The organism is Pseudonocardia ammonioxydans (assembly GCF_900115005.1).
In the GTDB taxonomy this organism is placed as follows: Bacteria; Actinomycetota; Actinomycetes; order Mycobacteriales; family Pseudonocardiaceae; genus Pseudonocardia; species Pseudonocardia ammonioxydans.
In genome coordinates, this window is the sequence record NZ_FOUY01000002.1 from 319891 (window position 1) to 344750 (window position 24860).

General features: G+C 73.2%; 20 protein-coding genes. 14 read left to right on the forward strand and 6 right to left on the reverse strand.

The features are described 5' to 3' along the window. Positions 1 to 32: 32 nt before the first annotated feature. Positions 33 to 5057 (reverse strand): ATP-dependent helicase, encoded by a 5025-nt coding sequence (locus tag BM093_RS04025; protein WP_093337264.1) that lies wholly within the window; start codon positions 5055 to 5057, stop codon positions 33 to 35. A gap of 36 nt (positions 5058 to 5093) precedes the next feature. Then, the gene (locus BM093_RS04030; protein ID WP_093337267.1) at positions 5094 to 5618 is read right to left on the reverse strand and encodes a hypothetical protein; all 525 of its coding nucleotides are present in this window, start codon (positions 5616 to 5618) and stop codon (positions 5094 to 5096) included. 76 nt (positions 5619 to 5694) lie between these two features. On the opposite strand from BM093_RS04030, the gene BM093_RS04035 reads away from it, so the two are divergent. Beyond that, positions 5695 to 6966, forward strand: a complete 1272-nt coding sequence (locus BM093_RS04035) for an MFS transporter (RefSeq protein WP_093337269.1) — start codon at positions 5695 to 5697, stop codon at positions 6964 to 6966. 54 nt (positions 6967 to 7020) lie between these two features. Here the strand turns inward: BM093_RS04035 and BM093_RS35740 are convergent, their stop codons facing one another. Continuing rightward, positions 7021 to 7182 carry a hypothetical protein gene (locus tag BM093_RS35740; protein ID WP_177238246.1) on the reverse strand — a complete coding sequence of 54 codons (162 nt, stop codon included), beginning with the start codon at positions 7180 to 7182 and terminating at the stop codon, positions 7021 to 7023. Between the two features lie 75 nt (positions 7183 to 7257). Here BM093_RS35740 and BM093_RS04040 point away from each other — a divergent pair, with 75 nt between their 5' ends. The 3 genes from BM093_RS04040 (at position 7258) to BM093_RS38115 (ending at position 10157) form a co-directional block, all read left to right on the forward strand. Continuing rightward, positions 7258 to 7452: a DUF3046 domain-containing protein gene (locus BM093_RS04040; protein WP_093337271.1), complete on the forward strand. Its 195-nt coding sequence runs from the start codon at positions 7258 to 7260 to the stop codon at positions 7450 to 7452. A 270-nt stretch (positions 7453 to 7722) separates the two neighbouring features. Beyond that, positions 7723 to 8778, forward strand: a complete 1056-nt coding sequence (gene recA, locus BM093_RS04045; RefSeq protein ID WP_093337274.1) for a recombinase RecA — start codon at positions 7723 to 7725, stop codon at positions 8776 to 8778. 41 nt (positions 8779 to 8819) lie between these two features. After that, a complete protein-coding gene (locus BM093_RS38115; RefSeq protein WP_218162646.1) occupies positions 8820 to 10157 on the forward strand; it encodes a regulatory protein RecX in 1338 nt (445 codons plus the stop codon). A 76-nt stretch (positions 10158 to 10233) separates the two neighbouring features. Here BM093_RS38115 and BM093_RS04055 read toward each other — a convergent pair whose 3' ends face one another. Further along, the gene (locus tag BM093_RS04055; RefSeq protein WP_093337551.1) at positions 10234 to 11193 is read right to left on the reverse strand and encodes a LysR family transcriptional regulator; all 960 of its coding nucleotides are present in this window, start codon (positions 11191 to 11193) and stop codon (positions 10234 to 10236) included. Positions 11194 to 11280: 87 nt separating this feature from the next. Between BM093_RS04055 and BM093_RS04060 the strand changes: the two genes are divergently transcribed. The 3 genes from BM093_RS04060 to BM093_RS04070 are packed head-to-tail and all read left to right on the forward strand — an operon-like array spanning position 11281 to position 14753. Next, complete coding sequence (locus BM093_RS04060; RefSeq protein WP_093337549.1) at positions 11281 to 11991, forward strand: succinate dehydrogenase cytochrome b subunit; 711 nt, start codon at positions 11281 to 11283, stop codon at positions 11989 to 11991. A 3-nt stretch (positions 11992 to 11994) separates the two neighbouring features. Continuing rightward, positions 11995 to 13989, forward strand: a complete 1995-nt coding sequence (locus tag BM093_RS04065; protein WP_218162648.1) for a fumarate reductase/succinate dehydrogenase flavoprotein subunit — start codon at positions 11995 to 11997, stop codon at positions 13987 to 13989. A gap of 11 nt (positions 13990 to 14000) precedes the next feature. Continuing rightward, on the forward strand, positions 14001 to 14753 hold the full coding sequence (locus BM093_RS04070) for a succinate dehydrogenase/fumarate reductase iron-sulfur subunit (RefSeq protein WP_093337278.1): 753 nt from the start codon (positions 14001 to 14003) through the stop codon (positions 14751 to 14753). Between the two features lie 88 nt (positions 14754 to 14841). Here the strand turns inward: BM093_RS04070 and gdhA are convergent, their stop codons facing one another. Next, on the reverse strand, positions 14842 to 16179 hold the full coding sequence (gdhA, locus tag BM093_RS04075; protein WP_093337281.1) for an NADP-specific glutamate dehydrogenase: 1338 nt from the start codon (positions 16177 to 16179) through the stop codon (positions 14842 to 14844). Between the two features lie 439 nt (positions 16180 to 16618). Here gdhA and BM093_RS04080 point away from each other — a divergent pair, with 439 nt between their 5' ends. The 3 genes from BM093_RS04080 to BM093_RS04090 are packed head-to-tail and all read left to right on the forward strand — an operon-like array spanning position 16619 to position 20168. After that, complete coding sequence (locus BM093_RS04080) at positions 16619 to 17431, forward strand: hypothetical protein (protein WP_093337284.1); 813 nt, start codon at positions 16619 to 16621, stop codon at positions 17429 to 17431. Between the two features lie 6 nt (positions 17432 to 17437). Further along, on the forward strand, positions 17438 to 19354 hold the full coding sequence (locus BM093_RS04085) for a fumarate reductase/succinate dehydrogenase flavoprotein subunit (RefSeq protein ID WP_093337287.1): 1917 nt from the start codon (positions 17438 to 17440) through the stop codon (positions 19352 to 19354). 37 nt (positions 19355 to 19391) lie between these two features. Continuing rightward, positions 19392 to 20168, forward strand: coding sequence for a succinate dehydrogenase/fumarate reductase iron-sulfur subunit (locus tag BM093_RS04090; RefSeq protein WP_093337290.1), 777 nt, complete (start codon positions 19392 to 19394; stop codon positions 20166 to 20168). A 10-nt stretch (positions 20169 to 20178) separates the two neighbouring features. Here the strand turns inward: BM093_RS04090 and BM093_RS04095 are convergent, their stop codons facing one another. Next, positions 20179 to 20427: a hypothetical protein gene (locus BM093_RS04095; protein WP_093337293.1), complete on the reverse strand. Its 249-nt coding sequence runs from the start codon at positions 20425 to 20427 to the stop codon at positions 20179 to 20181. A 70-nt stretch (positions 20428 to 20497) separates the two neighbouring features. Between BM093_RS04095 and BM093_RS04100 the strand changes: the two genes are divergently transcribed. From BM093_RS04100 to BM093_RS04120, 4 genes are all read left to right on the forward strand, one after another. Then, entirely contained in the window at positions 20498 to 21178 is a 681-nt protein-coding gene (locus tag BM093_RS04100; protein WP_093337296.1) for an alpha/beta fold hydrolase, read from the forward strand. A 48-nt stretch (positions 21179 to 21226) separates the two neighbouring features. After that, entirely contained in the window at positions 21227 to 21559 is a 333-nt protein-coding gene (locus BM093_RS04105) for a hypothetical protein (RefSeq protein WP_093337299.1), read from the forward strand. 74 nt (positions 21560 to 21633) lie between these two features. Continuing rightward, complete coding sequence (locus tag BM093_RS04110; RefSeq protein WP_245773285.1) at positions 21634 to 23652, forward strand: dipeptidyl-peptidase 5; 2019 nt, start codon at positions 21634 to 21636, stop codon at positions 23650 to 23652. A gap of 44 nt (positions 23653 to 23696) precedes the next feature. Further along, positions 23697 to 24860, forward strand: a complete 1164-nt coding sequence (locus BM093_RS04120; protein ID WP_245773286.1) for a DUF1990 family protein — start codon at positions 23697 to 23699, stop codon at positions 24858 to 24860.

Consider the following 24860-nt stretch of genomic DNA (forward strand, 5'->3'; position numbering starts at 1 on the left):
GCCGGGCGCACCGCCCGCCGGACCCGCCGGCGTCAGGCCCGCAACCGCAGGCCCTTCGGCGTCACCCGGAACCCGGCCTCGGTGAGCACCGCGGACAGCTCCGAGGCCAGCGAGTCCTGCCCGTCGGCACGTTCCACGGCGAGCGAACCCAGCCAGCCCTCGTGCACGGCACCGGCCAAGGCCTCGGCCCCGGCCCGCAGCTCGTCGCGATCGGTGGTGAACGAGAGCAGCGACTTGCCGCCCCGCTCGACGTACAGCGCAGGTGCACCGTCCACCACGGTCACGAGCGCGCCGGCCTTCCGCCCGGGCCGGTGCCGGGTCTCACCGACGGTGTCGGGCCAGGGCAGCGCCGCGCCGTACGGCTGGGCCGGATCGGCAGCGGCGAGCACGACCCGAGTCAGCGACCGCCAGGCGTCCCCGGCGCTGCGCGGCCCGCGGCCCGCGCCCCCGCCGTCGAACTCGTCGTGCCGGCCCGCACCGGAGCCGGGGAACATGCCGGGCCGGCGCAGGTCGTCGGGCACGGCGTCCTCGGGCACGGCGTCCTCGGGCACGGCGTCCTCGGGCAGGGCGTGATCGGGCGCGGCGTGACCGGGCACATCGCGGTCGGACACGGCGCCGTACGGCCGGTCGCCGTACCGGTCGTCGCGTACCGGGCCGTCGGTACCGGCCAGCGCCCGGACCCGGTCGATCGCACCGGGCACCGCGAACTGCGCGGCCCCGAGACCGTCGACGATGTAGCCGCGCCGGCACCGCCCGGACTCCTCCATCGCGCGCAGCACCTTGTAGACGCCCGCGAACCCGCCGGTCACCCGCTCGGTGCCGAGCGCCCCGCGGGTCAGGACGCCGTGCCGTTCGAGGAAGGCCTCGGCCGCCGCGTGTGCCCGGCGCGTGGGGTCCGGCTCCCGCGGCACCGCGACCGACCAGCGCCCGCCCACCGACGGCGGCCCGGTCCGGCTCGGCATCGCCGGCCGACCGGCCCGGAGCTGGGCGTAGCGGCCGCGCGGCGCCCGGCGGCCCGTGCGGTGCGCCCCGCCCTGGCGGCCGGCGCCGCCGCGCCGGCTCCCGCCCCCGGACAACCGGGCCCGCAGCGGGCCGAGGGTGTCATTGCTCAGCGCCCCGGCCCACACCAGGTCCCAGACCGCGGCGACCACGTCGTCGTCGCCGGGGACGGGTTCGTCCTGCTCCTTGAGCAGCTGGCCGGCCCGGGTGGCGAGCTCCCGGAAGAACAGCGCCCCGCCCGCCTGCCCGGCGGCGAGATCCGGGTCGGTCAGCGCCGCCTGGTCGGTGAGCCCGAGCGCGGCGAGCACCGCGGCGTGCAGCGGGGTGCCCGCGGTGTCCAGGTCGGGCGCGGGCAGCAGCAGGTCGGCGACATCGGCCGGGGCCAGCGCCAGCCAGCCGTCCTGGCCGGCGAGTGCACCGCAGCCGACCCAGGTCACCTCACCGGCCGCGGTCAGCTCGTCGAGCAGCGCCGGGGTGTAACCGGGCAGCCGCGCGGGCAGGATCAGCGACTCGACGGCGCTCGCGGGCAGCGGTGCCCCGGCCAGCTGCTCCACCACACCCAGCACGTCGTCGGCGCCGGGCGCCCGCCGGACCCGCCCGCGACGGTCGGAACCGGCGTGCACCTGCACCCCCTGCCAGGCGGGCAGGAACCGGCCCAGTGCGCGCTGCTCCACCGGCTCGACCTCGTGGCGCAGTTTCGCCAGCGACGCCCGCCGCAGCCGGCGCAGCACCTCGGCGTCGCAGTACTCGGTCTCGCTGCGCACCCCGGCCGGCACCGCCACCTGCGGGCGCAGCTCGCCCTTGACGAGCCGGCCGGTCCCGGTGAGCCGGTCCAGCACGCCGGTGACCACGGCGACGCCGAGCCCGAAGCGGGTGGCGCACTCGGCCGCCGTGAACGGGCCGTGCGTGCGCCCGTAGCGCAGCACCAGGTCCCCGAGCGGGTCCGGTACCGGCTCGGTGAACGCCTCCGGCACGCCGACGGGCAGTGCCGCGCCGAGCGCGTCGCGGATGCGGCCGGCGTCCTCGATCGCGATGAACCGCTCGGCACCGGCGATCCGGACCCGCAGCGCCCGCCGGGTGCGTTCCAGCTCGGCGAACCAGGCCGGGTCGACACCCCGGGCCCGGCCCTCGTCCTCGGACAGGTCGCCGACGAACCGGAGCAGGTCGGCGGCCCCCTCCGTGTCCCGCGCGCGCCGTTCCGGGTCGGTGCGTTGCAGCTGGGCCTCGATCTCGGCGAGCACCTCGGGATCGAGCAGTTCCCGGATCGCCTCCGAGCCGAGCAGCTCGGCGAGCAGCGTCGAGTCCAGCGAGAGTGCCGCCGCCCGCCGCTCGGCCAGCGGGGCGTCGGCCTCGTACAGGAACATCCCGACGTAGCCGAACAGCAGGCTGCGCGCGAACGGCGACGGCTGCGGCGTCTCGATCTCGGTGACCTTCACCCGGCGTGCGCCGACGTCGCTCATGAGCTCGCGCAGTCCGGGCAGGTCGTAGACGTCCTGCACGCACTCGCGCATCGCCTCGAGCGTGATCGGGAACTGCTCGAACTTCCCGGCCACCGACAGCAGCTGGGCCGAGCGCTGGCGCTGCTGCCACAGCGGGCTGCGCCGGCGCGGGTCGCGGCGGGGGAGCAGCAGCGCCCGGGCCGCGCACTCGCGGAACCGGGACGCGTAGAGCGCCGAGTTCCCCAGCTCCGCCACGACGATCTGCTCGATCTCGCCCGGCTCGAGCAGCACGTCCTCGGCGGTCGGGACCACCTCGGCCCCCGCGTCGTCGACGGCGTCGGGCAGCCGGAGCACGATCCCGTCGTCGGCCCCGGACGCGCTGACCTCCACGCCGCGCCGCTCCCGCATCCGGGCCGCGATCGCCAGCGCCCACGGCCCGTTGACCTGCGCGCCGAACGGCGAGTGCACCACCAGGCGCCAGTCACCGAGCTCGTCACGGAAACGTTCCACCAGGATCGTCCGGTCGCTCGGCACGTGCCGCGTCGACTCGCGCTGCTCGCGCAGGTAGGACAGCAGGTTGTCGCAGGCCCACTCGTCGAGCCCGGCGGCCGCGGCGCGCTCGCGCGCGGCCTCCTCGGCGAGTCCGGACATCTCCCGGACGAACGCGCCGACCGCGCGACCCAGCTCGAGCGGCCGGCCGATCGACTCGCCCTTCCAGAAGGGCATCCGGGCCGGGACCCCGGGCGCCGGGGTGACGATCACGCGGTCGTGGGTGATGTCCTCGACCCGCCACGACGACGTCCCCAGCAGGAACGTGTCACCGACCCGGGACTCGTAAACCATCTCCTCGTCGAGCTCACCGACCCGCGAGCCCGCCCCGTCGGCACCGCCCGGCGTCATCACGGTGAACAGGCCGCGGTCCGGGATCGTCCCGCCGGAGGTCACCGCGAGCCGCTGCGCGCCGGGCCGGCCGCGCAGCTCGTCGGTCACCCGGTCCCAGGTGATCCGGGCGCGCAGCTCGCCGAACTCCTCCGACGGGTAGCGCCCGGCGAGCATGTCGAGCACCGAGTGCAGCGCCGAGTCCGGCAGCGCCGCGAACGGCGCCGCCCGGCGGACCGTGGCGGCCAGTTCCGGCAGCGACCACGGCTCCATCGCGACCATGGCCACGATCTGCTGAGCGAGGACGTCGAGCGGGTTGCGCGGGTAGCGGGTCGACTCGATCGACCCGGCCGTCATCCGCTCCGCGACGACCGCACAGGATACCAGGTCACCGCGGAACTTCGGGAACACCACGCCCTCGGACACCGCCCCGACCTGGTGCCCGGCCCGGCCGACCCGCTGCAGCCCGGACGCGACCGACGGTGGTGCCTCCACCTGCACCACGAGGTCGACCGCGCCCATGTCGATCCCGAGTTCCAGACTGGACGTGGCGATCACACAGGGCAGGACCCCGGACTTCAGCTCCTCCTCGACCAGGGTGCGCTGGTCGCGCGACATCGACCCGTGGTGGGCCTTCGCCACCGCGGCCGGTGCGCCACCGCCGACCCCGGACTGGCCGACGGCCTCGGCCGGGAACGCGGCCGGTCCGGTGGGCGCGGCCCCGTCCTCGGCGGCCACCTTGTGTTCGGCCGCCTCGTGCTCGGCAGCGGCCTGCTCGGCGGTGGCCTGGTCGGCAGCCAGCTCGTTGAGCCGGGAGGTCAGCCGCTCCGCGAGCCGGCGGGAGTTGGCGAACACGATCGTCGAGCGGTGCTCGCGGACCAGCCCGAGCAGCCGTTCCTCGACCGCGGGCCAGATCGACGGCCTCTGCGCGGTACCCGCGGCCGACCCGACGACCTCCTCGTCGGTGCCACCGGGCGCGGGCCGCTCGTCGAGCGCGGCGAGGTCCGGCACCGGGACCTGGACCTCGACCTGCAGCGTCTTCGGTGTGCTCGGCTGGACGACCTCCACCGGCCGGGTGCCGGACAGGAACGTCGACACCTCGTCGACCGGCCGGACGGTCGCGGACAGCCCGATCCGCTGCGGTGCGGACCCGGTGATCTCCTCCAGGCGCTCCAGTGACAGCGCCAGGTGCGCGCCACGCTTGGTGCCTGCGACGGCGTGCACCTCGTCCACGATGACCGTCGACACCCCGCGCAGCGACTCCCGCGCCGCCGAGGTGAGCAGCAGGAACAGCGACTCCGGGGTCGTGACCAGCACGTCCGGCGGGGTCCGCTGGAACTGCCTGCGCTCGTCGGCCGGGGTGTCGCCGGTCCGCATCCCGACGGTGATGTCGGGGACCGGCTCACCGAGGCGCTGGGCGGCCTGCCGGATTCCGGTCAGCGGCGAGCGCAGGTTGCGCTGCACGTCGACGGCCAGCGCCTTGAGCGGCGAGACGTAGAGGACCCGGCAGCGCCGCGTCGGTTCCTCCGGCGGCGGGTCCGCGGCGAGCCGGTCGAGTGCCCACAGGAACGCCGCGAGCGTCTTCCCGGAACCTGTCGGGGCCACGACCAGGGCGTTGCGCCCGTTCTGCGTGGCCGTCCACGCGCCCTCCTGGGCGGCCGTCGGCGCGGCGAAGGCGCCCTCGAACCACTGGCGGGTGGCGGGCGAGAAGCCGTCGAGTGCGCTCACGCCGACCATCATGCGGCGGGGCACCGACAGTTTCGCGTCGGCGGGCGCTCAGCTCCCGGTCCGGGCCCGGTCGGCGCCGGTGCGCGGCCAGATCTCGTCCGGGTCGTCGGCGGGGAACTCGGCGACCAGTCCCGCGACGGTCCAGACCATGGTGGCCAGGAAGTCCTCGCCGAGCGCCTCGACGTAGTGCGAGGTCTCCCGGGCGTTCTCCGGGTCGACCAGCGGTGTGACCGTGTAGCGGGCGCGGGCGGCGAAGCGCTTCCCGACGTGGGCGGCGATCCAGGCCAGTGCCCGCTCGGCCGGGTCGTCGTGCTCGACCAGCGCGGTGCGGGCGGCGTCGTACCAGTCGGCGAGCACCAGGAACGCCAGCGACCAGCCGGGCGGGGTGGCGTCCTCGGGCACGTCCTGATCGACGGCGGTCAGCTGGGCGACGGCGAACCGGGCCGGGTCCGGCCCCGGTGCGGCGAGCGTCTCGCGGACCGCACCCTCGAGGACGTCGGACACCAGCCGGTAGGCGTCCTCGATGTCGGCGGCACCGTCACCACGGCCGCCCTCGGCCTTCCTGCGCGCCATCGACGCTCCTCCCTCGTGATCGGTCCGGCAGCCTAACGCGCTGGTGTCCCGGGCCCGGCCGGGGCAGCATCCGGGCGTGACCGAGCACCAGCACGTCCAGGATCCCGCCCAGCCCCGCCTGCTGGCCGTGCTCGCCGCCGGCCAGGTGCTCGGCGGTACGGCGGTGGCGACCTCGATCGCGGTGAGCTCGCTGGTCGCGGCGCGCCTCTCCGGCTCGCCGGCGGTGGGTGGTGCCGCGTCGACGGCCATCGTGCTCGGGGCCGCCGGCGCGGCCGCGGTGGTGGCCCGGGTGGCCGAACGCCGCGGCCGCCGTCCGGCGCTGGCCGGTGGCTACCTGCTCGCGCTCGCCGGGGCGCTCGGTGCCGTCCTGGCGACCGAGGCGGGCAGTGCGTTCGCGCTGCTCGCGGCGTTGCTGCTGGTCGGATCCGGGACGGCGGTGGGGCTGGCCGCGCGGTACGCCGCGACCGATCTGGCGACGCCGGACCGGGCCGGGCGTGCCCTGGCGCTGGTGGTCTGGGCGACGACCGTGGGCGCGGTGGCCGGACCGAACCTGCTCGGCCCGCTGCAGTCCGCCGCGACCGGGCTCGGACTCGACCCGGCGACCGGCCCGTACCTGCTGTGCGCGGGTGCCTTCGCCGCCGCGGTACTGGTCAGCTGGCTGGGCCTGCGGCCGGACCCCCTATTCCGAGCCCGCGAACGGGCGGCCGCCCCGGGGCCGGGTGCCGTGGCGGAGCAGGGGACGGCACGGCCGTGGGCGACGCTGCGCGGCTCCCGCCCCGCCCTGATCGGCGCGGCCGGGATCGTGCTGGGTCACGCGGTGATGGTCGGGCTGATGTCGATGACGCCGGTGCACATGGACCACGGAGGTGCCGCGCTGACCGTCGTCGGTCTGGTCATCAGCCTGCACATCGCCGGGATGTACGCGCTGAGCCCGGTGTTCGGCTGGCTGGCCGACCGGGTGGGCGCGGGCCGGGTGCTGGCGTCGGCGGCGGTGCTGCTCCTCGTGGCCGGCGTGCTCTGCGCGCTGGCCGCGCCGACCGCGACCGTGCTGCTCACCTGTGCGCTGGTCCTGCTCGGGCTGGGCTGGTCGGCCGCGCTGGTGGGCGGGTCCGCGCTGCTGACGGCGTCGGTGCCGGTGGCCGACCGCCCACGGGTGCAGGGGACGGTGGACGTGGCGATGAACCTCGGCGGCGCCGCGGCCGGCATCGTGGCCGGGGTGCTGGTGACGGTGACGTCCTACGCGGTGCTCGGGGTCGTCGCGGTGGTGGTCACGGCGTTGTTCCTGCCGGTGGTGCTGCCGCTCGCCCGTCCGGCGGGCTCCCGGCCCGCGGCGAGCCCGGCCGGCTGACCGGCGGCCCTGCGGCGGAGCCGGCGGTGCTGCGGCGGTCGCGGCCGGGACCGCTCAGCGCTTGCGCTGGTGGTACCACCAGCGCACCAGCACGGCCAGCGCGGAGAGCAGCGCCAGCAGCGAGACGATCTGCCAGGCCAGCGGGGACCCGATCCCGGTGGTCGCGAGGACCTCGTCGGCGACGTCGACGGGCGCGGCGGCCAGCAGTCCGGACATATGCCCCATCCTACCGACCGCGGGGCGGTTGTGGGCCCGGACCGCGCACCCCGATGGGGCGTCTACCCTCGCGGCGTGCGACTGAGCCACTTCCGGGAGCTGATGGAGGGCGAGTTCGGACCGATGCGGGCGTCGTCGCTGTCTCGCGACCACGTGTTCGCCGAGCTGGACGGGCAGACCGTCGAGGAGGCGATCGAGTCCGGGGCCGACCTGCGCCGGATCTGGCGCGCGGTCTGCGAGGCCTACGAGGTCCCGCCCGCCCGCCGCTGACCCGGCTGCTGACCGGGGGGCGGTCGGGGAGAGCGGGGCGGGGGGGCGACCGCTCGGCTCCCCGCGACGCCCGGTCGGCGTGTCGTGCTGTCGGATCGAACGCGTGTTCGTCTAGTGTCCCGGGTGGGACACGGCGCTGCACAACCCGACGAGTTGTCCACAGGCGTCGATCCGGTCGCCGAAACTGTCGGGGGGACCCCATACCGTTGCGGTGTGCCCCCCCGAAAGACAGCAGCAGGCCCCGATCGCCGACCAGCGAGGAGTCAAGAGATGTCCGCTCCGGACCGCGAGAAGGCGCTCGAACTCGCCCTCGCCCAGATCGAGAAGAACCACGGCAAGGGATCGGTGATGCGGCTGGGCGACCAGACCCGCGTCCCGATCAGTGCCATCTCCACCGGCTCCATCGCGCTCGACGTGGCGCTCGGGGTCGGCGGCATCCCCCGTGGCCGGGTCGTGGAGATCTACGGCCCGGAGTCGAGCGGTAAGACCACCGTCGCGCTGCACGCGGTGGCGAACGCGCAGGCCGCCGGTGGCGTGGCCGCGTTCGTCGACGCCGAGCACGCACTCGACCCGGAGTACGCCAAGGCGCTCGGGGTGAACACCGACGACCTGCTGGTCTCCCAGCCGGACACCGGTGAGCAGGCGCTCGAGATCGCGGACATGCTGATCCGCTCCGGCGCGCTCGACGTCATCGTCATCGACTCGGTGGCCGCGCTCGTGCCGCGTGCCGAGATCGAGGGCGAGATGGGTGACAGCCACGTCGGTCTGCAGGCCCGGCTGATGAGCCAGGCGCTGCGGAAGATCACCGGCGCGCTGAGCACCTCGGGCACCACCGCGATCTTCATCAACCAGCTGCGCGAGAAGATCGGCGTGATGTTCGGGTCACCGGAGACCACGACCGGTGGCAAGGCGCTGAAGTTCTACGCCTCGGTGCGGATGGACATCCGCCGGATCGAGACCCTGAAGGACGGCACCGACATGGTCGGCAGCCGGACCCGGGTCAAGGTCGTGAAGAACAAGGTGGCCCCGCCCTTCAAGCAGGCCGAGTTCGACGTGCTCTACGGCGTCGGCATCAGCCGGGAGGGCTCGTTGATCGACGTGGGCGTCGAGCAGGGGATCATCCGCAAGTCCGGGGCCTGGTACACCTACGAGGGCGACCAGATGGGGCAGGGCAAGGAGAACGCCCGCAAGTTCCTCAAGGAGAACCCCGACGTCGCCGCGGAGGTCGAGAAGCGGATCAAGGAGAAGCTCGGGATCGGCGCGGTCGTCGATGCCGAGGAGACCTCCGATCCGGTCGAGCCGCTGCCGGCTCCGGTCGACTTCTGAGTGTGCCCGGCCCGCACAGCGGCTCCCGGAGCACACCCGACATGGACGGCGCAGACGGCACGGAGACCTCGGGACCCCGTGCCGTCTCGCTGGACGAGCTGTTCGGCGAGCCCGCTCCGGCCGCCGGCGCCGCCGACGACGCCGGCGCGAGCGCGGACGTCGAGGCCGGGAGCTGGGCCGACAGCGCCCGGACCGACGGGACGCGCGCCGGCGAGGCAGCGCACGACGCCCCCGGCCGGACGGACCGGCCGGTCGACCCCACCGCCGCGTCCGACGGACCGGTCGGTGCCGGCGAACCCGGTGACGGGCCGGGGCCCACCTCGCGCACGGTCACGTTCGAGCAGCTGAGCACCGATTCCGGGGACCGCTCCGACACCGCGGACGGTCCGCGGACCGTCTCCCTCACGGACCCGGATCCGGACCGCTCCGTCCCCGGCACCGGGGACCGCCGCGGGACCGGGAGCCGGACCCACAGTGGGCCCGGCAGTGGGCCTGACAGTGGGCCCGGAGGTGGGACCGACAGGGGGACCGAGGACGGAGCCGGGCCGGAAGCACCCCGCACGGTGTCGTTCGACGAGCTCTCCGGCGCCCGGCGCCGCCCGGGTGGAGCCGGCCGGGGCGCGCGTACCGGCGGCAGGCACCCGCGCGGGACCGGCGACACACCACGCCGGGCCGACGGCGGCCGCACCCGGCGCCGCGAGCGGACGGCCGGGCCGGACACCCTCGCGAGCCCGGGGGAGGAGCTGCCCACGACCGGGCCCGGCGACGACCCCGAGACCGGGCGCGGCGCCACCGGACGCGACGGGCGCCGGCGCGGTGGCCGCCGCGGCGGAGCGGCAACCGCCCCGCGGGACGAGACCCCGGCGGAGCAGGAGGCACGCGCGAAGGAGATCTGCCTGCGCCTGCTCACCGACCGGGCCCGCACCGTCAAGGAGCTCGGCGACGCGCTGCGGCGCAAGGAGATCCCGGACGAGGTCGCGGACCGCGTCCTGGAGCGGTTCGACGAGGTCGGCCTGGTCGACGACAAGGCGTTCGCCGACCAGTGGGTCCGCTCCCGGCACCGGTTCCGCGGGCTCGGGAAACGGGCGATCGCGCTCGAGCTGCAACGCAAGGGAGTCGACCGGGAGACCGCCGACGAGGCGCTGACCGGGATCGACGAGGACGACGAGCGCGAGCGTGCCCGCGAGCTCGTCGCGAAGCGGCTGCGCGGCCTGCCGATCAGCACCCGGGAGGAGCGGCAGGCGAGCGCCCGCAAGCTGGTCGGGATGCTCGCGCGCAAGGGCTACGGTCCCGGCGTCGCCTACGGCGTCGTCAAGGACGAGATCGCCGCCGCCGGCGCGGACGCCGAGGAGCTCGGCGAGGATCCCCCCGAGGACTGAGCCGCGGCACCGGCACGGCCACCGCCGGCGAGCGAACGCCCGCCGGGGTGCCCCCGGAGCCGCGAGCCCCGCGCCCTCACCCCAATAGCTCGCGACCGCTGCGGTGCCGGTGCAGCACCTGCACGTCGCTCGTCCCCTCCCGCAGGGTGGCCGAGGTGTCGGACATGTGCTCCAGCAGGGTGTCCGCGAACGCGATGACGGCCGGGGTCGGCGCGATGTCGGCGCGGCGGGCCAGCGCCACGGTCCGGTGCAGGGCGGGGTTCAGCACGGTCCGGCGCAGCCGGGGCCGCCCGCTGAACACCAGGTCCGGCACCACCGCGACCCCGGTGCCCGCCTCCACCATCCGCAGCACGGCGTCCATCTGGCCGCCCTCCACCGCGATCCGCGGCGTCACCCCGGCCACCGCGTACGCCCGCAGCGTCACCTCCCGCAGGTCGTAGCCCCGGCGCACCATCACCAGGTCGTGCTTGGCCAGCTCCGCCACCGAGATCGAGCCGCGCGGGGTCAGCGGCCGCCGGCCCCGCGGGGACGCCACCGACAGCCGTTCGCGCAGCAGGGGAGCGGAGTGCAGCGCCGGGTCCACGCCGTCCGGCGGAACGATCACCAGCGCCACGTCGAGCTCGTTGCGCACCAGGGACGTCTCCAGCGGCTGCGAGCCGTCCTCGGCGAGCTCCACCGCGATCTCCGGGTGCCGCGCGTGGAACACCCGCAGCACGTCCGCCAGCACGCCGATGCACAGCGACGGCGTCGCACCGACCCGCACCCGGCCACTGCGCAACCCGACCATCTCGGCGACCGTCGACCGGACCATGTCGGAGTCGGCGATCATCCGCTGGGCCAGGGGCAGCACCGCCTCACCGGCCGGGGTCAGGGTCACCACCGCACCGCGGTTGATCAACGGGGCACCCAGCTCGTCCTCCAGCGACCGCAGCGCGCGGCTGAGAGTGGGCTGGGTAACACCCACCTGGTCGGCCGCCCGAGTGAAGCTGCGCACGTCGGCCACAGCCACGAAGTACATGAGCTGCTGAAGTGTCACCGGCATAGCCTAGTGCTATGGCACTCGACCGCTCGATGCATTGGACGGTCGCAAGCCTTGGTATGTCCACTAGACTCCGTGGTCACCATGTCCGAGAAGTCCCGGGCCGGCGGCGCCGCCGCGCCCCGGCGCCCGCGCACACCGAGTGCGCTGCTGAAGTTCGTGATGGCGGTGAGCGGCGTCTTCCTGCTGCTCTACGTCGTCCTGCACATGATCGGGAACCTGAAGATCTTCTTCGGTCCCGCGGCGATCGACGAGTACGCGTCCTGGCTGCGGACCATCCTCGAGCCCGCACTGCCCTACGAGGGCATGCTGTGGATCGTCCGGGTGGTCCTGCTGGTGTCGGTGATCGCGCACATCTGGTCGGCCACGGTGCTGACCCTGCGCGCCCGCCGGGCCCGGCCGATCAAGTACGCGGGTGGCTCCTACCGGGTGAAGGGCAGCTACGCGGCCCGCACCATGCGCTGGGGCGGCGTCATCATCGCGCTGTTCGTCATCTACCACCTGCTCGACCTGACCTTCGGTGTCGCCAACCCGAACGGCGTGCACCTGGAGGTCTACGACAACATCGCCGCCGGCTTCGCCCCGGAGCGCTGGTACGTGACGCTGTTCTACGTGCTGGCCGTCGTCGCGCTGGGCTTCCACGTCCAGCACGGCATCTTCTCGGGCATCCAGACCCTCGGCTGGTCCTCCAACAGCCGGGAACGCACCATCAAGGTGGTGTCCACCGTGTTCGCCGTCGTGCTCACCCTGGGCTTCATCTCGGTGCCCCTCGCCGTCACGTTCGGAGTGGTCTGACCCATGACTGACGCCAATTCCCACCAGAACCACAGCGACACCGACAGCGGGACGGGCCTGTACTCGGACTACACGACCGGTGAGCCGGTCGTCGACAAGGCCGTCCCGTCCGGGCCGATCGAAACCCGCTGGGAGCGCCGCCGCTTCGGCGTGAAGCTGGTCAACCCGGCCAACAAGCGGTCGAAGAAGGTCATCGTCGTCGGCTCCGGCCTGGCCGGTGGTGCCGCGTCGGCCACGCTCGGCGAGGCCGGCTACCAGGTCAAGACGTTCTGCTACCAGGACAGCCCGCGCCGCGCCCACTCGATCGCGGCACAGGGCGGCATCAACGCGGCGAAGAACTACCGCAACGACGGCGACAGCGTCTACCGGCTGTTCTACGACACCGTGAAGGGCGGCGACTTCCGCGCCCGCGAGTCGAACGTGCACCGGCTCGCCGAGATCAGCCGCCAGATCATCGACCAGTGTGTCGCGCAGGGCGTCCCGTTCGCCCGCGACTACGGCGGCCTGCTCGACACCCGGTCGTTCGGTGGCGTGCAGGTCTCGCGCACCTTCTACGCCCGCGGCCAGACCGGCCAGCAGCTGCTGCTCGGCGCCTACCAGGCCCTCGAGCGTCAGGTGCAGGCCGGCACCGTCGAGATGTTCACCCGGCACGAGATGCTCGAGCTGATCGTGGTCGAGGGCCGGGCCCGCGGCATCGTCGCCCGTGACATGGTCACCGGCGAGATCGAGGTGCACACCGCCGACGCGGTCGTGCTCTGCTCGGGTGGCTACGGCAACGTCTTCTACCTGTCGACGAACGCCAAGGGCTGCAACGTCACCGCCGGGTGGCGGGCGCACCGCAAGGGCGCGCTGTTCGCGAACCCCTGCTTCACCCAGATCCACCCGACCTGCATCCCGGTCTCCGGCGACCACCAGTCGAAGCTGACCCTGATGTCGGAGTCGCTGCGCAACGACGGCCGTGTCTGGGTCCCGACGAAGCTCGGCGACGACCGTGGCCCGAACGAGATCCCGCACGAGGAGCGTGACTACTTCCTCGAGCGCAAGTACCCCGCGTTCGGCAACCTGGTGCCCCGCGACATCGCGTCCCGGGCCGCCAAGGAGGTCTGCGACGAGCAGCGCGGCGTCGGCCCGGGCGGGCTCGGCGTCTACCTGGACTTCGACGACGCCATCCAGCGGCTCGGCCGCAAGGCCGTCGAGGCCAAGTACGGCAACCTGTTCGAGATGTACGAGCGGATCACGGGCGAGAACCCGTACGAGGTCCCGATGCGGATCTACCCCGCCGTGCACTACACGATGGGTGGCCTGTGGGTCGACTACGACCTGCAGTCCACGATCCCGGGGCTCTACGTCGGCGGCGAGGCGAACTTCTCCGACCACGGTGCGAACCGGCTCGGCGCCTCCGCCCTGATGCAGGGCCTGGCCGACGGCTACTTCGTCCTGCCGGTGACCATCGGCGACTACATCGCCAAGCACAACCTCGACGACGTCCCCGAGGACGCGCCCGAGGTGCAGGAGGCGGTCAAGTCGGTCACCGACCGGATCGACCAGCTGCTGTCGATCAACGGCACCCGCACGGTGGACTCCTTCCACCGCGAGCTGGGCCAGATCATGTGGGACTACTGCGGCATGGAGCGCTCCGAGGAGGGCCTGCGCAAGGCGCTGGACCGCATCCCCGAGCTGCGCCGCGAGTTCTGGAGCAACGTGAAGGTGCCCGGCACGGGTGCGGAGCTCAACCAGAGCCTGGAGAAGGCCGGCCGGGTGGCCGACTTCCTCGAGCTCGGCGAGCTCATGTGCCTGGACGCGCTGGTGCGTCGCGAGTCCTGCGGTGGTCACTTCCGTGCGGAGAGCCAGACCGAGGACGGCGAGGCGCAGCGCGACGACGAGAACTTCTCCTTCACCTCGGCCTGGGAGTACACCGGCCGCGGGCAGGCACCGGTCCTGCACCAGGAGGAGCTCGTCTTCGAGTACGTGCACCCGACCCAGCGCAGCTACAAGTAAGGCGAGCAGACGTGAAACTGACTCTGAAGGTCTGGCGGCAGCGCGACGCGATCGACAAGGGTCGCCTGGCCACCTATGACGTCGAGGCGCACGAGGACATGTCGTTCCTCGAGATGCTCGACGTGCTGAACGAGGAGCTGATCACCTCCGGCGAGGACCCGGTCGCGTTCGACCACGACTGCCGTGAGGGCATCTGCGGTACCTGCAGCATGGTCATCGACGGCCAGCCGCACGGTCCGCAGCGGGCGACGACCACCTGCCAGCTGCACATGCGGCACTACAACGACGGCGACACGATCGTCATCGAGCCGTTCCGCTCCGGCGCGTTCCCGGTGATCAAGGACCTGATCGTCGACCGCGGTGCGTTCGACAAGGTCATCCAGGCCGGGGGCTACATCTCGGCCAACACCGGGTCGGCACCGGAGGCCAACGCCAACGCCGTCCAGAAGGAGCACGCCGACCGCGCCTTCGCCGCAGCGAACTGCATCGGGTGCGGTGCCTGCGTGGCGGCCTGCCCGAACGGCTCCGCGTCGCTGTTCCTCGGGGCCAAGCTGACCCACCTCGGTGAGCTGCCGCAGGGTCAGCCGGAGCGCTACCAGCGCGTCGTCGAGATGGTGCAGACCCACGAGGACGCCGGGTTCGGCGGCTGCACCAACACCGGCGCCTGCGCCACCGCCTGCCCGAAGGAGATCCCGCTCGACGTGATCTCCCAGCTCAACCGCGACTACCTCGCGGCGACGGTGGGCGGCAAGAAGAAGGGCTGACCCGCAGCCCGCACACAGCACAGAACGGCCGGGCCGGTCCGCTCCCCGAAGGGGCGGGCCGGCCCGGCCGTTTCGTGGCTCGGGCGGCTCAGACCAGGCCGAGCGCCAGCATCGCCTCGGCGACCCGCGAGTAGCCGGCGATGTTCGCCCCGGCGACGTAGTCGCCCGGACGGCCGTACTCCTCGGCGGTGGCGTGACACCGGTCGTGCACGTCGATCATGATCTCGCGCAGCCGGTTCTCCGAGTAGCGGAAGCTCCAGGAGTCCCGGGAGGCGTTCTGCTGCATCTCCAGCGCCGAGGTGGCGACACCACCGGCGTTCGCGGCCTTGCCGGGCGCGAAGAGCACACCGGCCTCGCGGAGCACCCGCACGCCGTCCGGGGTGGTCGGCATGTTGGCGCCCTCGCCGACGACCAGGCAGCCGTTGCGGGCCAGCGCGGCCGCGTCGTCGGCGTCGAGCTCGTTCTGGGTGGCGGAGGGCAGCGCGACCTGGCAGGGCACCTGCCAGATCGACCGGTCGGTGACCAGCTCGGCGTGCGGCACCGCGTCGGTGTAGCTGGTGATCCGCTCGCGGCGGTTCTCCTTGATGTCCTTGAGGAGCTCGAGGTCGATGCCCTTGGGGTCGTGGACGAACCCGGAGGAGTCCGACGCGGCGACCACGCGGCCGCCGAGCTGGTGCACCTTCTCGATCGTGTAGAGCGCGACGTTGCCGGACCCGGAGACCACGACGTCCTTGCCCTCGAACGAGTCGCCCCGGGCCTTGAGGACCTGGTCGACGAAGTAGGTGCAGCCGTAGCCGGTGGCCTCCTTGCGCACCTGGGCGCCGCCGTAGGCGAGGTCCTTGCCGGTCAGCACGCCGGACTCGTAGCGGTTGGTGATCCGCTTGTACTGGCCGAAGAGGTAGCCGAGCTCGCGGGAGCCGACGCCCATGTCACCGGCCGGGACGTCGGTGTACTCACCGATGTGGCGGTACAGCTCGAGCATGAAGCTCTGGCAGAACCGCATGACCTCGCGGTCGGAGCGTCCGCGCGGATCGAAGTCCGACCCGCCCTTGCCACCGCCGATCGGGAGCCCGGTCAGCGCGTTCTTGAACACCTGCTCGAACCCGAGGAACTTGACCGTGCCCAGCAGCACCGACGGGTGGAAACGGAGCCCGCCCTTGAACGGGCCGAGCGCGCTGTTGAACTCGACCCGGAAACCGCGGTTGATGTGGATGTCGCCGCTGTCGTCCTCCCAGGGCACCCGGAAGATCACCTGGCGCTCGGGCTCGCAGATCCGCTCGACGATCCGCGCCTGCGCGTACTCGGGGTGCTTGTCGATCGCCGGGCCGATGCTCTCGAGCACCTCTCGGACGGCCTGGTGGAACTCGGTCTCACCAGGGTTGCGGGACAGCACCCGCTCGTAGATCGTCTCCAGCTTGTCGTGCATCGGCCCTGCTCACGTTCCTTCCCATGGAATGGTCGGACACCTCGGTCAGTCTATTTCCCGCTCCGGCCGGTAGCCGTTCCGCCTGACGCCACCGGGATGGCAGCGACTTGTCGTAGAGCACACTCCTCGCTCCATCGGGTCGAGCGGATGTGACTCGTGCCGCCGCCCCGTCCGGGTGGTGTCCGGGTCGTCCGGAACGCCTCGTCCCCCAGGCCGGGCCGGGGTCACGCTGCGCGCACCGGCCCTCGACCGCCTGTGACGGGTGTGAGCCGTGTCTCGATACGGCTGCGGACCCGAGGTCCGCGTAGATCACATGTGATGTGCGTCGTACGCTCTGCCGACGCCGTGCCTGCAGGCCGGCGACAGAGCATCGAGACACGGCGCCGTGTCCGGCCCGTACGGGGCCGCGGTGCCGGTGAGACGACAGGAGCTCCCGCGCGTGTCAACCACCACTGACACCAGCGGCCGGACCGGCGCAGGCCGGGCCACGATCGCCGCCCGCACACTGCGCACCGACCGATGGTGGCTCCCGCCGCTCGCGACGTTCGTGGCGTTCGTCGCCTGGGTCGCCTACGCGACGGTCCGGGCGTTCATGCAGGAGTACTACTTCGTCAGCGAGTACGGCTACCTCACGCCGTTCTACTCGCCGTGCGTCTCGGTCGGCTGCGTCGAGGGCTCGTCGCACTTCGGGACGTTCCTGCCCGACGTCTGGTGGCTGCCCTACGCGGCGGTCTCCCTGCCGTTCCTGCTGCTGTTCCGGCTGACCTGCTACTACTACCGCAAGGCCTACTACCGGGCCTTCTGGTTGTCGCCGCCGGCCTGCGCGGTCGCCGAGCCGCACGCGCGCTACACCGGGGAGACGCGGTTCCCGCTGATCCTGCAGAACGCGCACCGCTACTTCTTCTACCTCGCCGCGATCGTCACGCTGGTCAACACCTACGACGCGGTGCTCGCCTTCGCCAAGCCGGGCGGCGGGTTCGGCCTGGGCCTGGGCAACATCATCCTGGTCGCGAACGTCGTGCTGCTCTGGGGCTACACGGCCTCGTGCCACTCGTGCCGCAGCGCCGTCGGCGGGCGGCTCAACCATTTCTCCCGGCACCCGGTCCGCTACAAGATGTGGACCTTCGTGTCGAAGCTGAACACCCGGCACAGCCAGTACGCGTGGGCGACGCTGGCCAGCCTGGCCATCACCGACTTCTACGTCATGGCCGTCTCCGCCGGGTGGATCTCCGACCTGCGGATCGTGGGGTGAGCTGAGATGACCGAACAGATCGAGCAGCACAGCTACGACGTCGTCGTCATCGGGGCCGGTGGGGCCGGCCTGCGGGCGGCGATCGAGGCGCGGCTGCAGGGCAAGCGGACCGCGATCATCTCCAAGTCGCTGTTCGGCAAGGCGCACACCGTGATGGCCGAGGGTGGCTGCGCCGCGTCGATGGGCAATGCCAACCCGAACGACAACTGGCAGGTCCACTTCCGCGACACCATGCGCGGCGGCAAGTTCCTCAACAACTGGCGGATGGCCGAGCTGCACGCCAGGGAGGCCCCGGACCGGGTCTGGGAGCTGGAGACCTACGGCGCCCTGTTCGACCGCACGGCCGAGGGCAAGATCAGCCAGCGGAACTTCGGCGGGCACACCTACCCGCGGCTGGCCCACGTCGGCGACCGCACCGGGCTGGAGCTGATCCGCACCCTGCAGCAGAAGGTCGTGTCGCTGCAGCAGGAGGACTTCGCCGAGACCGGGGACTACGAGTCCCGGATCCGGGTGTTCGCCGAGTGCACGATCACCGAGCTGTTCACGACCAGCGAGGGCCCGGGCGAACGCGGCGCGATCTCGGGCTGCTTCGGCTACTTCCGCGACGACGGCCGGTTCGTCCGGTTCGACGCCCCGTCGATCGTGCTGGCCACCGGCGGGGTCGGGAAGAGCTACTCGGTGACCTCGAACTCCTGGGAGTACACCGGCGACGGCCACGCACTGGCCCTGCGCGCCGGCGCCACTCTGATCAACATGGAGTTCCTGCAGTTCCATCCCACCGGGATGGTCTGGCCGCCGTCGGTGAAGGGGATCCTGGTCACCGAGTCGGTCCGCGGTGACGGCGGGGTGCTGCGCAACTCCGACGGCGAGCGGTTCATGTTCTCCTACGTCCCGGACGTGTTCCGGGACCAGTACGCCACCTCCGAGGAGGAGGGCGACCGCTGGTACACCGACCCGGACAACAACCGCCGCCCGCCGGAGCTGCTGCCCCGTGACGAGGTCGCCCGGGCGATCAACTCCGAGGTGAAGGCCGGGCGGGGGAGCCCGCACGGCGGCGTCTTCCTCGACGTCTCCACCCGGCTGAAGGCCGAGGAGATCCTCAAGCGGCTCCCGTCGATGCACCACCAGTTCAAGGAGCTGGCCGACGTCGACATCACCGCCGAGCCGATGGAGGTCGGACCGACCTGTCACTACGTGATGGGCGGGGTCGAGGTCGACCCGGACTCCGCGATGTCGAGCGTGCCGGGCCTGTTCGCGGCCGGTGAGGTCGCCGGTGGCATGCACGGCTCCAACCGGCTGGGCGGCAACTCGCTGTCGGACCTGCTGGTGTTCGGCCGCCGGGCCGGGCTGCACGCCGCGCAGCACGCCGACCGGGGACGCCCGGCCGTCACCGAGTCCGACGTGCAGGACGCGGTCGAGCGGGCGCTGCTGCCGTTCTCCACCGCCACCGACGGCGGGGAGAACCCGTTCATGGTGCAGCAGGAGCTGCAGAAGACCATGCACGAGCTCGTCGGGATCATCCGCAAGGAAGACGAGATGGAGATGGCCCTCAAGAAACTGGAGGACATCGCCACCCGCACCCGCACCGTCTCGGTCGAGGGGCACCGGACGTTCAACCCGGGCTGGCACCTCGCGCTGGACCTGCGCAACATGCTGCTGGTCTCGCTGTGCGTCGGGAAGGCCGCGCTGGAGCGGCAGGAGTCCCGCGGCGGGCACACCCGCGACGACTACCCGGTCATGGACTCGGACTGGCGGCACCAGCTGCTCGTGTGCAGCGCGCTCGGCGAGGATGACATCGAGCTGACCCGCAAGGACCAGATCGCGATGCGCGCGGACCTGTTCGACCTGTTCGAGATGGACGAGCTGAAGAAGTACTACACCGGCGAGGAGCTCGGCGGGCACCGAACGGAGCTTGCGGAGTGAGCATCAGCACGAGCGCCGGCGGCGCGGAGGGAGCACAATGACTAGCACCCAGAACGGCACCCACCTGCAGCACTTCAAGGTCTGGCGGGGCGACGACACCAAGGGCGAGCTGGTCGACTACGCGGTCGAGGTGAACGAGGGCGAGGTCGTCCTCGACATCATCCACCGGCTGCAGGCCACCGAGGCCAACGACCTGGCGGTGCGCTGGAACTGCAAGGCCGGCAAGTGCGGCTCCTGCTCTGCGGAGATCAACGGCAGGCCGCGGCTGCTGTGCATGACCCGGATGAACACGTTCGCGGAGAACGAGGTCGTCACGGTCACGCCGTTGCGGACCTTCCCGGTGATCCGGGACCTGGTGACCGACGTGTCGTTCAACTACACCAAGGCCCGTGAGATCCCGTCGTTCACCCCGCCGGAGGGCGTGGAGCCGGGCGAGTACCGGATGCAGCAGGTCGACGTCGAGCGGAGCCAGGAGTTCCGCAAGTGCATCGAGTGCTACCTGTGCCAGAACACCTGCCACGTGGTCCGCGACCACGAGGAGAACAAGCAGGAGTTCGCCGGCCCGCGCTACCTGATGCGGATGGCCGAACTCGACATGCACCCGCTCGATGCGCACGGCAACCGGGCCGTCGAGTCGCAGGAGGAGCACGGCCTGGGCTTCTGCAACATCACCAAGTGCTGCACCGAGGTCTGCCCCGAGCACATCAAGATCACCGACAACGCGTTGATCCCGATGAAGGAGCGGGCGGTGGACCGCAAGTACGACCCGCTGGTCTGGCTCGGGAACAAGATCTTCCGGCGCCCGGGGTCGTGAGGAGCGCCGGCTAGCGGCCCATCGAGCGGCGGATCTCGGCCAGCTTGTCGGCGGCCTTGCGCTCGCGCTGGGCGAAGGCCTCCTCGGCCTCCCGGGCGCGGGTGTCGCCCCCGGCCAGCTCCTCCGCGGCGGCGGCCGTCGCCGCCCGGCCCTCGATCCGGTCGCGGACGTGCTCGAAGGTCGGCACGCCCTCGTCGGTGTAGCCGGTGGGCGGGGGACCCGGGTCGAGCGGGTCCGGGACGGTGGGCTGCTCGCTCATCACGCCTCCTCGTGGGGACGCCTACCACCGTAGGCGATGAGAAGGGCCGCGCGGAGCGGTCGGATAGAACATGACGACGTTCGCGCTGGTCCCCGGAGCCGGGGCCGACAGCTGGTACTGGGGTCCGCTGGCGTGGGAGCTGACCGGGCGCGGCCACCGGGCCGTCCCGGTCGACCTGCCCTGCACCGACGACGACGCCCGTCTCGAGGACTACGCCGACGCCGTCGTGGCGGCGGTGACCCGCGACGGCCACGAGCCGGACGACCTGGTCGTCGTCGCGCACTCGTTCGGCGGGTTCACCGCGCCCCTGGTCTGCGACCGGCTGCCGGTGCGGGAGCTGGTGCTGGTGTCGGCGATGGTCCCGGCGCCGGGGGAGTCGGGCGCGGACTGGTGGGAGGCCACCGGGCACCCGCAGGCACTCGCCGCGCAGGACGCGAAGGACGGCCGCGACCCCGACGACATCGTGGCGCTGTTCTACCACGACGTCCCCGAGCAGACCGCGAACGAGGCGCTGCGCCACGAGCTCGACCAGTCCGGCACCGCGTTCGAGCAGCCCTGGCCGCGGGAGAGCTGGCCGGAGGTCCGCACCCGCTACCTGCTCTGCCGCGAGGACAAGCTCTTCCCGAAGGCGTTCGTGCGGACGATGCTGGCCCGGCGGCTGCGCGGGACGGTGCCCGAGGCGATCACCGGGTCGCACCACCCGATGCTGTCGCACCCGGCGCGGCTGGCCGGGACGATCCTGTCGGGCTGAGCGGTACCGCCGGCGTACCGGCCGGGGGACGGCGGCGATGATGTCCCGGTGGCACGCGCGCGGATCCGGGAGCTGGTGGTGGTGCACGACGCGGCGTGCGCGCCGTGCTCGCGGATCGCGCAGGAGCTGCCCGGCTGCGTGACCGTGCGGGTCCGGGCGCGGTCCTGCCGCGAACCCCGCCTCGCCGAGATCTACCCGAACCTTCCGGCCGACGTCGGGTCCTGCCGGGCGCCTGCGGTCGGTGTGCTGCGCACCGACGGGCAGGTGCGCTGGTGGGCCGGGATGCGCGGGGTGCTGGGGATCGCGCCGGTGCTGCGCCCGGGTGCGCTGCCGACGGCGCTGCGGTTGCTGCGCGAGACCGTGGTCGCCGCGCGCCGGTGAGCCCGGCCCGACCCGCCCGGCTGCCCGGCCGATCCGATGTCGACGTCCCCCGGCGAGGCACTAGCGTGGGCGGGGTGACGATCTCGGGGTACGGGTCGTGGCCCACGCCGGTCACGTCCGAACTGGTGGTGACGGCGGCGGTACGGCTGGGCGACGTCCGGCCGGACGGGGAGCCCGGCACCGAGGGCGCCGCGGTGATCTGGGCCGAGGGCCGCGCGACCGAGGGTGGGCGGACCCAGCTGGTCCGCCGGCCCGACCGCAGCACCGACGGCTCCCGGAGCGACCTGCTGCCCGCCGGCGCGAACGCCCGCACCGCCGTGCACGAGTACGGCGGGGGCGCGTGGTGGCTGCACCCGGGCAGCCCCGGCGTCGTCTGGTACGTGGAGTGGTCCGACCAGCGCGTGTACCGCCTGGACCACCGCGCCGGCGACGACCCGGTGGCGCTGACCCCGGAGCCCGCGGTCGCGCGCGGGGACCGCTACGCCGACGGCCACGTCGCCCCGGACGGGTCCTGGCTCGTCGCGGTCCGGGAGCACCACCCGTCCGAGCAGGCACCGGCCACCGAGGTCGTGAACGAGGTCGTCCGGCTGGACGCCCGGGTGCCCTCCACGCCGCAGGTGCTGGTCACCGGCCCGGACTTCGTCGCCGCGCCCCGGATCTCGCCGGACGGCGCCGCGCTCGCCTGGCTGTCCTGGGACCACCCCTCGATGCCCTGGGACGACGTCGAGCTCACCGTCCGCGACCTGGTGACCGGTGTGGACACCGTCGTCGCCGGCGGGCCGGGGGAGTCGGTCACCGAGCCGCAGTGGCAGCCCGACGGGTCCCTGACGTTCCTGTCCGACCGGACCGGCTGGTGGAACCTCTACCGCTGGATGCCCGGTGAGGACATCGAGCCGCTCGTGCGGATCGACGCCGAGATCGGGGTGCCCGGCTGGGCGCTCGGCGGATCCCGCTACGCACTCCTCGACGACGGCCGGGTGGTGTTCGCGCGGTCCTCGCACGGCTTCGACGCGCTGGCCGTCCGCGAGCTGGACGGCACGATCACCGAGCTGGACACGCCGTTCTCGGTGGTCGGCTCGGTGCGTGCGGACGGGCCGCACGCCGTCGTCTGCGTGGCCGGGAGCCCGACCGCCGAGCCCGGCGTGCACCGGGTCGTCCCCGCGCCGGCGAGTGCGGGGGAGCCCGGCGCGGCCGGCGTGCAGACCCTGCGCGCGCCCCGCGACCTCGGGCTGCACCCGGAGACGATCTCGGTGCCGGAGCCGATCCAGTTCCTCTCCGGCGATGCCGAGGGCAGCCCGCGCACCGGCTACGCGCTGTACTACCCGCCCCTCGGCGCGCACGACGCGCCCGCCGACGAGCTGCCGCCGCTGCTCGTGGTGATCCACGGCGGACCGACCGGGGCCGCCGCGCCGGTGCTGTCGGTCGGGGTCCAGTACTGGACCAGCCGCGGGTTCGGCGTCGTCGACGTCGACTACGCCGGATCCACCGGGTACGGCCGCGAGTACCGCGAGCAGCTCAAGGGCGCGTGGGGGGTGGTCGACGTGGCCGACTGCCTGGCCGCGGCGCGCACCCTCGCCGAGACCGGCCGGGTCGACCCGGCGCGGATGGCGATCCGCGGCGGCTCGGCGGGCGGGTTCACCACGCTCGCCGCGCTGGCCCGCGCGGACACCCCGTTCTCGGCGGGAGCGGACCACTTCGGCGTCGCCGACCTGGCAGCGCTCGCCGCGGACACGCACAAGTTCGAGTCCCGCTACCTGGACGGCCTGGTCGGGCCCTACCCGGAGGCCGGTGACGTCTACCGCGAGCGCTCGCCGCTGACCCACGTCGACCGCTTCTCGACCCCGTTGATCGTGCTGCAGGGCGACGAGGACGCGATCGTGCCGCCCAACCAGTCCGAGATGATCGTCGACGCGTTGCGCGCGCGGGGTGTCCCGGTGGCCTACCTGCTGTTCCGCGGGGAGCAGCACGGGTTCCGCAAGGCCGAGAACATCCGCCGCGCGCTCGACGCGGAGCTGGCCTTCTACGCGCGGGTCTTCGGGTTCGCGCTGCCCGCGGACGAGGCCATCGAGCCGGTGGAGATCGAGAACCTCTGACCGGCCGCAGGCGTGCCCGCCACGGCAGCGGGTACGCCCGGCGGGTGCACGACTCGGACACGCACCCGGACCGTTACGGCTTCGCGCTCGACCCGCGGTTCCGGTCCGTGCTCCGCCCGTTCGGAGTGCGCGACCCGTCCGAAGCCGAGGTGGTCCTGGACGCCGACCGGCTGCTGGTCCGGTTCGGCCACTGGTCGCTCGCGACCCCGGTCCGCAACCTGGCGGGCGCCCGGGTCACCGGGCCGTTCGCCGCGTCGAAGGTGCTCGGCCCCCGCCTGTCGCTCGCCGACCGCGGTCTCACGTTCGGTACCAGCACCGAGCGCGGGGTCTGCATCCGCTTCCACCGGCCGGTGCCGGGGCTCGAACCGCTGGGGGTGCTCCGGCACCCGGCGGTCACCGTGACGGTGCGGGACCCGGACGCGCTGGCCGCGGCCGTCGAGCGGCACGCCGCGGCGGCCCCGGACCGGACCCCGGGCCGGACGCCGCACCGCCCGGAGCCGACCCCGCAGCCCGGCCCGCTCCGGCGGGCCGCCGCGATCGCCCGCTACCCCGCCGGTCTGGCGCTGAGCACGGCCCGATACGTCCGCTGCGCGGGCCGGATCGAGCGCAGCGAGGCGGCCGGTGACGCGACGGATCGCCCGCCCGCGCTGCCGGACGGCTCCCTCGACGCCCATCTCACGACGGCCGAGGAGGGCTCGGGACCGCTGCTGCACCGCACGTTCCGCGTGCTGATCCGGGGCGCACGGGTCGACGCGGCCGGTCTGGTGGACCGGCTCTGCGCCGACCCGGACCGGGCCGCGCCGTCCGAGGTGGCCTCGTTCCGCAAGCTCCGCGGGCGGCTCGGCGAGCTGCAGGCCGGTGACGAGTACGTCGTGCGGATGCCGGCCCCCTGGAGCGGTCCGGTCCGGGTGGTCGCCCGGGACGCGACGTCGTTCCGGTTCGCGACGCTCGCCGGCCACATCGAGGCCGGGCAGATCGAGTTCCGGGCCCGCGACGTCGACGGCGGGCTGGAGTTCGGCGTCGAGGCCTGGTCCCGTCCCGGCGACGGACCCGCCGCGGTGGTGTTCGACCGGCTCGGGATCGGCAAGGAGATCCAGCTGCACATGTGGACCCAGTTCTGCCTGGCGGCCTGCCGGGTCGCCGGTGGGCGGTCGGTGGGACCGATCCGGGTCCACACCCGCCGGTGCGCGTGGCCGCCGACCCCGTGA